This window comes from Moorena sp. SIO3B2, assembly GCF_010692525.1.
Classification (GTDB): domain Bacteria; phylum Cyanobacteriota; class Cyanobacteriia; order Cyanobacteriales; family Coleofasciculaceae; genus Moorena; species Moorena producens.
This window is the reverse complement of sequence record NZ_JAAHHE010000197.1, coordinates 1-11,883: the sequence shown is the minus strand read 5'-3', so window position 1 is coordinate 11,883 and position 11,883 is coordinate 1. Positions and strand designations below refer to the sequence as shown.

Annotated in this window: 10 protein-coding genes; 8 read left to right on the top strand and 2 right to left on the bottom strand. The window is 42.9% G+C overall.

All coding sequences use genetic code 11. From position 1 onward, the window contains the following. Nucleotides 1–152: 152 nt before the first annotated feature. Nucleotides 153–1,352 carry a glycosyltransferase gene (locus F6K38_RS27255; protein WP_008184352.1) on the bottom strand — a complete coding sequence of 400 codons (1,200 nt, stop codon included), beginning with the start codon at nucleotides 1,350–1,352 and terminating at the stop codon, nucleotides 153–155. A gap of 860 nt (nucleotides 1,353–2,212) precedes the next feature. On the opposite strand from F6K38_RS27255, the gene F6K38_RS27250 reads away from it, so the two are divergent. Further along, nucleotides 2,213–2,395, top strand: coding sequence for a replication restart DNA helicase PriA (locus F6K38_RS27250; RefSeq protein WP_071986879.1), 183 nt, complete (start codon nucleotides 2,213–2,215; stop codon nucleotides 2,393–2,395). Nucleotides 2,396–2,592: 197 nt separating this feature from the next. On the opposite strand, the gene rlmN is transcribed toward F6K38_RS27250, so the two are convergent. Next, nucleotides 2,593–3,648: a dual-specificity RNA methyltransferase RlmN gene (rlmN, locus tag F6K38_RS27245; protein WP_287358214.1), complete on the bottom strand. Its 1,056-nt coding sequence runs from the start codon at nucleotides 3,646–3,648 to the stop codon at nucleotides 2,593–2,595. Between the two features lie 1,066 nt (nucleotides 3,649–4,714). Here rlmN and F6K38_RS27240 point away from each other — a divergent pair. The 7 genes from F6K38_RS27240 to F6K38_RS27210 form a co-directional block, all read left to right on the top strand. Next, on the top strand, nucleotides 4,715–6,100 hold the full coding sequence (locus F6K38_RS27240) for a phage tail sheath C-terminal domain-containing protein (protein ID WP_287358211.1): 1,386 nt from the start codon (nucleotides 4,715–4,717) through the stop codon (nucleotides 6,098–6,100). 256 nt (nucleotides 6,101–6,356) lie between these two features. Beyond that, on the top strand, nucleotides 6,357–6,863 hold the full coding sequence (locus F6K38_RS27235; protein WP_008184357.1) for a hypothetical protein: 507 nt from the start codon (nucleotides 6,357–6,359) through the stop codon (nucleotides 6,861–6,863). 33 nt (nucleotides 6,864–6,896) lie between these two features. Further along, entirely contained in the window at nucleotides 6,897–7,226 is a 330-nt protein-coding gene (locus tag F6K38_RS27230; protein WP_008184358.1) for a hypothetical protein, read from the top strand. A 5-nt stretch (nucleotides 7,227–7,231) separates the two neighbouring features. Beyond that, nucleotides 7,232–7,393 carry a hypothetical protein gene (locus F6K38_RS27225; protein WP_154659786.1) on the top strand — a complete coding sequence of 54 codons (162 nt, stop codon included), beginning with the start codon at nucleotides 7,232–7,234 and terminating at the stop codon, nucleotides 7,391–7,393. Beyond that, on the top strand, nucleotides 7,365–9,035 hold the full coding sequence (locus F6K38_RS27220) for a hypothetical protein (RefSeq protein WP_044493194.1): 1,671 nt from the start codon (nucleotides 7,365–7,367) through the stop codon (nucleotides 9,033–9,035). The genes F6K38_RS27225 and F6K38_RS27220 overlap by 29 nt, the downstream gene beginning before the upstream one ends. A gap of 2 nt (nucleotides 9,036–9,037) precedes the next feature. Next, nucleotides 9,038–9,622, top strand: coding sequence for a DNA circularization N-terminal domain-containing protein (locus F6K38_RS27215; RefSeq protein WP_008184360.1), 585 nt, complete (start codon nucleotides 9,038–9,040; stop codon nucleotides 9,620–9,622). A 285-nt stretch (nucleotides 9,623–9,907) separates the two neighbouring features. Further along, nucleotides 9,908–11,883 (top strand): hypothetical protein (locus tag F6K38_RS27210; RefSeq protein ID WP_287358208.1); only part of this gene is annotated, 1,976 nt, incomplete at its 3' end.

Below are 11,883 nucleotides of genomic sequence, written 5' to 3'. Positions count from 1 at the left end.
CAAGTAGCACCATCCGTAGCGCATTAGCTGATAGCTGATAGCTGATAGCTGATAGCTGATAGCTGATAGCTGATAGCTGATAGCTGATAGCTGATAGCTGATAGCTGATAGCTGATAGCTGATAGCTTACTTTAACCCTAAGGGTAACCATATTAATCAGATATTATAGGATGTATAGATTCTGCTACATTGCTCATAATTTTGGCAATTCTATTTTCCCAAGAGAACTGACGCCCCCACTCAATTTGAGCGGCATAACCATTCACGTTTCTGGGATAGGTTTCTAATACCTGCTGGAGGCAACGAGTCAATTGAACTGGGTTATCTGGTTCACACCAGCCAGCAATAGCACTCGAAGATTTAAATTCCATCAACGGGGGAATTTCCGTCGCCACAATCGGAGTTCCTGAAGCCATATACTCAAAGAGCTTCAGAGGAGAGGTAAAGGTAGCCGCCTCACCAGAACAGTGAGGATGAGCCAACACATCAGCAGCTTGGAGTAAGCTGGGAAGCTGCTGGTGGGGAATATAACCTAAGAAGGTAACATTGTTAACTTGTTTTTCCCTAGCTAGCTGCTGATAAGACTGTACTTGAGATTGATTGCCACCAGCAAAGACAAATTGAATCTGTGGTAATTCTTTAGCAACATCAACTAATAAGTCTACCCCTTTGAAGCGATAGAGTCCTCCTGAATAGACCACTAACCTTTGACGGTTATCCACCAAAAGTTTTTTGCGCCATTCAGAGGCTTGTTCTGGTTGTCTTACTAAAAAAGACTGATTGAAGCCACTATGGAGTTTGATAATCTTTTCTGGGGGCATACCCCTACGAATCATATCGTCCCGAATATTATCAGCTACGGTGACTGCGACTTGAAAAAGTGGGTTTTGGACAATCGATTGATCATAGTCACTTTTTTTATAATGTTCCCGCTCATAAATGACTGGTATACCATATTTGATGGCTGTTTTCACTAAATTCCAATCCAAGGTGTGTAAGATTTGAGTATGGGTAAAAATATGAATTGGAAAATAGTAACGACAAACGATTGTGCTGGGGCTAGTCAGTTTCCCTTTCATGTGACCAATGGGCCAAGGCATAGCTAGGGGAGCCACCTTGAGCTGATCCTGAATACTGTAAAACTTGGTTAGATTTTCCGGTGGCTGTTGGAGCCGAAACGGATACAGCCAGTCTAAGGGATTCAGGGATTTCTCTGGGGGGTGAAGATAGACTAAAACAGTAGAATAACCAAGGTTAGCAGCAGCATTGGCGGAATTGACATCATGAACTAAGTGGGCAGCATTGGGTTGAGGTAAAGTATTTCTGGTAAAAAAGATATAGTGTTTATTCATTATTAGTTTAGAAGTGTTAATTGATCAGATATTCTGTTTGCCATTAATACTTAAGTAGTCTATTTCCTAAGCTCTCTACCACCATACTGCCCAAATTTTACCAAGCTATCCCCTTATAACACTCTTGCTTTTCATAAAACCATCCCGTCGGGACATCTCTAATTTCCAGCAATAGGGCTATTGCTAATGTCTGCTATTGAAGATGGGGCAACGGATTGGTTAACCCATTTAACAGATGGATCGATAATCGTCAACTACCAATGACCAATTACCCGATCCAATTACCCGTACTCGGATATGATCAGTAATCAACCGAGTACGGTATCATATCTCACATCTTTGGTCATCAAACTCGTTTTATCTACGGTAGATATTCTCAATCATTTGTATAAAAAATCACATAAAATCCTGAGGGATCAATTAGGGATCAATTAGGAGAGAAGCTTATTTTTAATAAAAATCACCTAGTCTTGGAGTGCCAATTTGGCCGAAATATTAAAACATGTAAACACTATTAATAAGTATTGTTAAATTAATTACCAAAAAAATAAGACTTAACTACAATAGTTAAGGAAAGATTAACGATTACTGCCTCCAGATTAATCAGTTGAGTGGTCAAACCTAACTAGTACAAGACGGCACAAATAAAGCTACCATTCAAAACAAACTAAAAGCTGACATCATCAGCTTTGTTAATTTTAAGGTGCGCGCCTCCTAGGGCGAGTAAATCGCCCTTGGGTCGCACCTGAAGAATTCATTTTGAATTTCGCAAAGCGGTACTAGTAGATGGTTGAACCAGGGTCGGTGCTTGTTAGAGGCAGTCATTTTTTAATAACTGACTGAATCAAACAAGGTTTAACATGCAGATAACACAGAAAGTTTACTGTCCTAATTGTGGCAGTAGTGCTCAAAGGATTTATTATCAAAACACTCACCTAACCCAGACTCAATGCCCCGTCTGTGATTATTTAATGATTAGCTGCTCTCGCACTGGCAGGGTGGTTGAGGCTTATGCCCCTGGCATCTATGCTCCTAGTGCTTAAGTAATGAGGGGGTGAGGGGGCGAACTCATAAGGGTAGGTTTTTAACAGAAGGGTTAGTAAAACGTCCCTTCTTGATGCAGCGCGGTCATGGGGGTTTCCCCCATGACCGCGCTGCATCGCTTATATTTTGTTCGCCTCCATCCTATCTAACCAACGTTTAAAACATGACCTTAAAACATGACCTTAAAACATTACTTCTAACTACTTCTAGATGCTCTAAGTTGTCCACAAGCGGCGTCTTTGTCAAGACCACGGGAATGGCGTACACTGACAGCAATGTGTTGCTGCTTAAGAGCTTCAACAAAGCCTTGAATCCTGCGGTAATTAGGACGCTGGTAATCTACTTCACTAATGGGGTTGTAGGGAATCAAATTGACATGACTCTGAAACCCCCTCAGGTTCTTAGCCAACTCAACAGCATGTTCTCGACAGTCATTCAGTCCACCCAAAAGGATGTATTCAAACGTCACTCGGCGACTGGTTAAGTTTACATAGTCTCGACATTCATCTAATAGTGCTTTGAGAGGATAGTGCTTGGCACTAGGAATCAGTTGCTCCCGTAGCTGCTGATTTGAGGCGTGTAGACTGACGGCAAGGGTAACTTGTAGTTGATGCTGAGCGAGTTGGCGGATACGACCGGGAATACCAACTGTTGAAATAGTAAGCGATCGCGCTCCAATCCCCAGGTCCTGATTAAGAGACTTCACTGCACCGACCACAGCTTCGGTATTCAGCAAGGGTTCTCCCATACCCATAAACACGACATTGCTGACTCGTTCCTGAAAATCTTCCCTCACTGTTAAAACCTGATCGACAATTTCATGGCGAGCCAGATTGCGAGTGAATCCGCCTTTACCAGTAGCACAGAAGTCACAAGCCATGGGACAACCGACCTGAGAAGACACACAAACGGTCAGACGCTTTGGTGTGGGAATACCCACAGTTTCAATAATTTGACCATCTGATAACTGGAGCAGGTATTTTACCGTACCATCCTTTGCTTCTAAGCGGTAGTGTAACCTTGAGCGACCAATGGGAACATCGGCGAGGGTGTTACGCCACTGTTTAGGAAAGACAGAAATTTCAGAAAGCGATCGCACTCCTTTTTCATAAATCCATCCATGTAACTGACGCCCTCGATAAGCCGGTTGTCCCTGTTCTTGTATCCAGCTGGTTAACTCTACTAAAGAAGCTCCTAACAATGGCGGAATTGAGTTTACCAGTGGTGAGACCGACCCACTGATATTAGTCATGGTTTGGGAGTTTGAACCATTGCTACTGAGGTCTGGTTGAGGGATAGAAACATCTGGGCACATAAGGGCTTTAGGGGAAATAGGATATAAGGATATAATCAGAGCAAATAATTCTAACAGGAATTCTCGTTACGTTAGACTCCCACGGGCAAATAATAATAACAAAACTAATCAAATAAAAAAAGTCATCAAAATTTTTGGTCTTACTGACCCTTCAGCACTCACAACTGACGTACTTACCCTCATTTTGACATAATTAAATGTTTGTTTGAGCTTCTCAACTTATTAATTATTATTAAGTTTGTAGAATTATTATGACTAATAAGCGAGTTGGCGATCGCTACTTATTTAGACAGCGATCCTCCTGTTAAATTCTCAGTACATAATTTTGGTCATTTGTCCAAAAAAATTAGATGGGTTGGCCCTGGAAAAACCCCCTGATGATAGGCTAAGTGAGACCCGGTACAAAGTGCAACTAAGTTTTCAGGTGGAATCCGATGGTAGTGATGCACTAGTAAAATTTTAACAAGATTCGCGGAATTCCCCAACCTGGCCTTTGGCCACGCTACGCGAACGTTCAGGTTGGGGATGGATAGCGAGACGACAACTTGTGATGATTCGTGTTATAATAAAGTTGGTCGCTGACCCGCCTGACCGACTAAAAGGCTACCTTGCAAACAGTCTAATATCCTATCAGTTTTAGGCCAAAAGGTATAAAAGTACTAGCGGAGCTCAGGGAAGAGACTTGCCCCAGCTGGTTAGTCATAGTGCTGTAATTCCAAGGTAAGTCTGTCGTGAAAGTTATACGTCTGCGGAAGGCGGATGTCTGCCTGTGGACGCTGAGTAAGACCAATTCCAGAGGCGCGACTCTAGGCCGGGTTCCCCGGCCTAGAGTCGCGCCTCTGGTTGAGGCGTCGGCGGATGAAGCGGGAAGCCCGAAAGACGAATAAGACCGTCCCTGAATTGACCTGAGAATTGGAAGCCCCAACCCTCAGCGAAGCAGGTTGGGGTACTTCACAGTGCGCAGGAGAATTAGTATGATGCTTCAATTCCGGTGGAGGTTTTCATGACTCAGACGATGGTTTTACCAGGCACTTATATTGAGGTGCGTGATGAGGGTTTGATTAGTGCTGGCGGCGTAGTTACAGGCAACATTGGAATTGTCGGCACAGCGGAAAAAGGACCTGTAGACCAGGTGCAATTGCTCGGTAGCTTGTCTGAAGCTAAGGAAATTTTTGGTGAAAGTGACGAGTGGCAAGACGGGACTAAAAATGAACTTACATTAATTCGTGCTCTAGAGCTGATTTATCAAAATGGAGGGCAGAATGTTTATGCGGTGCGGACAGCTAAGAATTCAACATTATCTTATGCAACATATGAATTGAAAGATAATTCGAATACATTGCTGACCCTGAAAGCTAAAACTCCTGGTACTCTGGGAAATGAGATCAAGATTAAAATTACAGTTGTTAGCACAGAAATAACAGTCAAACTCTCCCAGGACACAATTGAGGAAACATACTCAGTAACAAATATTGCTGAACTCAAAACTGAGGTTAATCAAAAATCAGCTTTGGTGGAGGTTGACGGGACTACAACCGAGGGAACACCAAAATCCGTAACTGATTATGCCAACTTCACTGGAGGCAAAAATGGTGCTGATGCTACGAGTGATGATTACGCTAGAAGTTTAGCTCTCCTAGAGAATGAAATCGTTAACATTGTGCTACTGGCTGGGCAAGATGTTACCACAACAGGGATGTCAACCGTTCTAGAAGGACACCTGAAGACAACAGCAGGAATCAAGCGAGAGCGCATTGGCATCATTGGTAGTGGCTTTAGCAATGGTAAAGATAGCTTAGACGATATTACTAAGCACACCATCAATAATGACCGCATCATTTTTACAGCACCGGGAATTTTGGTTTCATCTCAAGGAAAACAAAACAAGCTACCCGGTAGTTACCTAGCTGCTGCTGTGGCTGGGATGCTGTCTTCGTTGCCTGTACAAACCAGTCCCACTAACAAAACTCTAACAATTGAAGGTCTAACTACGGAATTTAACAGTACACAACTGGAAAAACTGGTCACAAAACGTGTTTTAACAGTAGAAAAACGGGCTGGATTTCGCATCGTTAAAGGAATAACCACCGATGATGGAGCCTGGAAGCAAATCACTACCAGACGGATTGTAGACTATGCAATCTACGGGGTTCGTAGCAGTTGCAATCCCTATATAGGTAAGTTGAATAATGAACGAGTGCGGGGAGCGATGAAAGCTACCTTGAATGCTTTCTTGACGCGCATGGTAGATAATGAAGCCTTGGTAAGTTATCAACTTGATGTATCAGCAACCCGCGCTCAAGAAAAAGAAGGGAAGGTGATGGTTACCATGACTCTGATGCCAACCTTTAGCATCGACTTTATCCAGGTGACGATGTATCTCGAATAAAAAAAGACAGTCAAGTCGCTTGACATGCAGGTCACGCTACGCGATCGCTCCAATTCAAAATTCAAAATTATTAATTCAAAATGACAATCAGTGGGGGCTTGTACCCGGAATTAAAAAATTGCAAAATTTGTTAAATTTTTAATTTTTAATTTTTAATTTTTAATTTTTAATTCCCCAAAGGGGTCACGCACCATCAGCTGCCCTCACAACCAAGGATGAAAATCCTTAAATTTCGGAAATAGTTAGGAGGACTAGTATGCCCAATGTTAATGTCTTTCGCGGTTCTGATGCCTCGTTGGTTCTAGCTGTCGATGACAGTGAGTCAGTAGAAGGTAAACTTGCGGATAGTTTAATTGGTGAGTATGAATTTTCGAGTATAGTTGGCCGCTTACAGAACGTAACGGTCAAGGTGGAAAATGAGTTACGACCTTACCACGAAATTGGTAAGCGTTTCCCAACGGAGTTGCGTCCAGGAAATATCAATGTTTCTGGCTTCGTGCAACGAGCTCATGTTAATGGGGCTTTAATTCGGCTGCTGCTGGGTGATGGAGCAACAAGTCCTCCGCCAATTGCCGCCATTCCCCAACCTTCCTTTAATATCGTTATTGCCCTGAAAAATCCAGCCTTTCCTGACCAAAGTAGTACTCTTACTGTGTTCGGTGTTAAGTTTGAAAGCTGGAGTTTTCAATTACCTGAAGATGATTTTGTGATGGAAGGAGTTAGCTTTAAAGCTTTACGCATTAGTGCAGAAGAAAAAGGTTAACTAATGACAAATAACTAACTAATCAATGCTCAAATGGAACCAACACCAGAAGAACTCCTAGCTGGTTCTACCGTTATCTTTAATGTTGTGGTGCCTCCACATATCTTGCAACCTACTCAAAGCAATCAGCAGTCAGATCCTGATGTGGTTGTGCAGCTACGTCCTTTGACTATTGGTACCTTTGGGCTAATTATGAAAGCAGGGAAAAATGATCCAAGCTTAATTCCCTTGTTGATGATCAAGGAATCACTGGTAAAGCCAGCCCTTTCCTTAGAACAAGTCAAAACGATGCATCTGGGGTTGGTTAACTTTTTGATCGCTGAAATTAGACAAATCAGTGGGCTGACCGAAAAAAAAACCTAAATGGCTTGAGTGCTTCCCCATTGGTAAAAGCCAGCTACCGTTTAGCCCGTGCATTTGGCTGGACTCCCCAACAAGTGCAAGCAATGACCATGGGGCAAGTCTCGATCTACTTACAAATGTTAGATGAGGAAGTTAGTGATGGCGATTCCTGGGGAAAGCTCTCCTAATATCAATCAGGCTCTGGTCGCTCTTGGGGAATCCCTACGTAGTGAGTTTCAAGCCTTGATTGGTGAATACACCGCAGGGGGATTAGCTGGGAATTATTTGACCAGTGAAGATTGCTCCGAACTCCGCTGTTTAGAGAAAGTTGTATCTCAGGTTGGACAGCTAGGTGAGGAATTCACAGCTTTGGAGACGTGGCTAACTTCCGGGTTTATCCCAAAAGGTTTAGCAACTCCGATTGATGCTGATTCTGGGTATGATTATGCCCCCCTAGCCCCCCAGCGAGCAATCCCTCGCTGGGGGGAACAAAACTCTCAAAGTCCCCCGAGCGAGCAATCCCTCGCTCGGGGGGATTTAGGGGGCTTTTCCCAAACCAGACCATCGCCCATTCATACTTCAATTCAGCAACACCCAACTCCTAATCCAACTATGGAGGATAGTTGGTCAACACCAGTCGGTGGCGATCAGGTAAGCCAGGGGAATAATAGCGACGTTTTCGTTAATTCAGGGGATGTACAATTCTCTAGGGTGGAATCAGGGGCTACAAGAAGGCAGAAGGCAGAAGGCACAGGGCAGAAGGTGCCCACAACTACTCCTGCCCAGGAGCTGACCCTAGATCAAGAACTCTTCCCTTCTGCCTCCAAAGCTCCCTCAACCCAATCTCGATCTAAACAACCAACTCTGGACAGGAATGAAGCACTCTTACCAAAGCATTCGAGTAATGTTCAGGGCTTGAAAGAACTTGCCGAATTATTAGCTTCCCAGGAACAGCTAGATTTAGCAAACCCTAATCTGGTTAGTGCCTCTGATCCCACGTTGCACTCAAACCTAGTAGATCGGGGGGACTTCGAGCACACGGGAGATCAAGTACTATTTACACATGCAACTCCCGATCTACTGATTGATTCTTATCGGAGTGGTGAGCAAATAGGCATTGCTGAATCTTCGGATGAATATGAGTGGGGTGGGCATCCTGCTAGGGCGTGTTTTCAAAGTTTTCCGCCAGATGATGATCCCCCCCAGCCCCCCTTAATAAGGGGGGAGCCATACTCAAAGTCCCCCGAGCGAGCAATCCCTCGCTCGGGGGATAATGGGGGTACTCCGAGTTTGAAGACACGCCCTAGCCCCAGGCAGGAAACAGGCAAGATGCCCATTCCACAAAACTCTTCAAATCATGCCATGATTAAGCAACCCCAGGAAATCAGTGGTGGGAGTCCCGAAACCTGGCAGAGGTTTCCCTTGGGTGCGGATACTGATATTACCCCACCCCAGGCTCTTCAAACTTCCAGTGACCCATCAGCGATCAGCCCTCAGCGATCAGCCCTCAGCGATCAGCCCTCAGCGATCAGCCCTCAGCCCTCAGCGATCAGCCCTCAGCGATCAGCGATCAGCCATTACCCATTACCCATTACCCATTACCCATTACCCATTACCCATCACCCATCACCCATTACCCATTACCCATTACCCATCACCCATTACCCATTACCCATCACCCATTCTTCCGATCCCAGCAAGCTAGAAACAGAGGTTGAAACAGAGATGATCAGGCGCAACGGTACACCAGAAATGGACTTAGATCAGATTATGGACGCGATCGCTAGCAAAGTCAGTCGCGAATACCGCAGATTTTATGGGAGCAGCTAATCATGGCTATTGAGTTAGGAAAAATTAAGCTAAACCGAGTGCATCGGCTGGTCACCCTAGAGCAAGCGAATTTGATCTCCCATCGTGTTCCTGGTATGGCAGGAAACCTTGTACAGGACTTGGGACGGGACTCAGTCTTATTAGGGATTAGCGGTATCTTTTACGGTTCTACAGCCAGTAAGGACTTGGAGGCACTGCGACAAATTTACAAACAGCGAAAACCGGTGGATTTTATTGCCGAAATTGTTGGCAGAAGCTACTTTGGCCAGGTTATTGTGGAACGATTTGAGGTGTTTCAATTAGCTAAGGAGCCAGAGCAGTTCAGCTATACTTTGACCATTGCTGAGTATACTGATCCTCCTAGTAGTCAAGGGGGTGCAGCTGTTGCTCAGGTAGACCAGTCGATTCAGGTTAAGGCGAAGAATCTGATGGATGTTGCTACTCTTCCTGATGCTCTACAACTGGGTACTATTCCGGAAATTACTAACCCATTTAAACCGTTAAAAGGAGCTTTAGAACCCGTACAGGAAGCCACAAAAGATTTAGATAAAGTTACAGAAGGATTAAAAGCTATTTTTGGGATTTAAGTAAGCATTCAGCTATCAGCTATCAGCTATCAGCTAATGCAATACCCTTACGCTGTCTTGATCCCAAGCGCGAGTGGGGGAAACTCCTTCGGGCCTGTGACCACGCTACACAGAACAGCTTTTGAATAAAATAAGCTGACTGCTGACGGCACCTCAAGTAGCGTGAGCTTTTAGCTGACGGCTGACGGCTGACGGCTGACAGCTGAATGCTTACGTATTTAAGTTGCCGTTTTTAGCTTTCAACCGGCTTTTACACACAAGATTAAGTTAATCAGACTCAAGATTATGGCACTCTCTATTGTCGATCAATTAAAAGATATTAATCCTCAAGTAGCATTTGCTGATGCTCAAAATCAATGTATTCAAGCGGAAAGTACTGTTGCTCAACTGGGTCAAAATGGTCTTCCTGATATTAATAATTATCAGCAGCAAATAGAAGAGCAGCTTCCTCAGGTCGATTTTACAAATGTAAAGAATATAATTTCCCAGGTGCCTTTATCTGCTGAGGAACTGAAAGCAGAATTATCTGGAAAAATCGACCAACTCACAGAACTTAACTTCGAGAGCCTTACCGCAGCCATTACCTTACCCAAGGCAGCTGATTTCGGAGACTTGAAGATTGCTAATGACATTAAAAAGTCTATTGGCTCTTTAACTGAAGACTTGATAGGTAGCTTCAGTATCGGAGAATTGCCCACAGACACAAAAACTATCTTTGGGGAATTTGAAGAATTTGTCACCAAGGCAGGAATGTTACCTGTTCGCACCTTGGATGTTTTATTCAAAGCACTAAAAAAATTCCTCGATAAATTGTCAGATCCAGATGAATTACTGAAAAAAATTGATTCACAAGCCCTCACCGAAATTTTTAAGGAGCAGATTAACTCCTTAGCAGAACAACTTCCTTCCAAGGCTCTTAGCCGCATTGAAATGAATATCGAGGATCGAATTAAATTAATAGCAGAGTATAAACAACTGCTGGGTTCACTAAAAGACCCTACTTCCCTAAAAAAAGAGCAATTTCCAAAACTGAGAAAAAGCATTGGAGCGATTGCTAGAAAAATTGAGAGCCTTGATGCTAGCACAGATACAGCTCTGGCAAATTTACAAAACTTTAATATTACCAATTTCCAAACTGCTTTAGAAGAATTAATTAGTACTGCAGGAGATGGTGCTACTACAGGAGCTTTAGTTCCTTTCTTTAATAAAATCAAGACTTATATTGAGACTCTGACAGCTAAAGTTAAAACTATTACCGATAAACTCAGAGAGTTTGCCCAGAAAATACCAGAGGTTATTGAACAAGCCATTAGTAAAGTGAAGGAAATTGCCACTAAAGTTACCCAAGGTATTGCCGACAAAATTAAGCAAGGAGAAGAGCTGTTAAATACAGTTAAAAGCTATATTCAAGAAATTATTCAAAAAATAAAACAGTTTATTGAAACTACTTCTCGTAAGTCCCAAGAATTAGTTAAACCCTTTAAAAAAGGATGTAATCAAGCCTCGACAACTATTGTTGGTAAAGTTGATGAATTTTCTGGAGAAATAAAAAAGCAAACTAAAAAAATAGAAGATTCAATTAACGACGTTAACAATAAAATTAAAAACCAGCTCAACCAAGAGCAGTTAGAAAATAAAATCAAGGATCTGTTTGAAAAAGTTACTGCCATTTTGAATAGTCCTCAAATTACTAATGCCCTAAAAGACGCTGAAAAGGGTATGGTGAAAATTACTTACAATCTCAAAGAAGTGTCCCTTAAACCAGCGTTTCAAGTGGTGGTAACCAAAAGCAATGGCTTGGAGAAGGAGTTAAAAGCGGTTGATGTCTCTACCCTTAGTACCCCGGTTAAAACCGCACTAAAAGTCGGAACAGAGGTAATTAAAGCGGTGGATGTTCCGGGTGTCGTTAACCCTGAGTTGAAAGCTGCCTTTGATGAGATTTTAGCTCCCTTAGAAAATATTGTGGCTTTAATGGAAGGGGAATTTCATAAAATTGACGACAAAATTGAATCTTTAAAACCTGGTACTATGGTAGTGGATTTTCTCGACCCCTATCTTACTCCTCTCGTGGATAAATTAAATGAATACAAGCCTTCTATACTTCTTCAACCAGTTAAAGAATTTTATGATAATATCCTGGAAAAACTAGAAGTGATTAATCCCAAGCAATTGTTGGATTTGTTAGAAGAATTATACCAAAAATTACTAGGGGTGATTGAGTCCTTATCTCCCACAATGATCACAGATTTCCTGAATCAGCA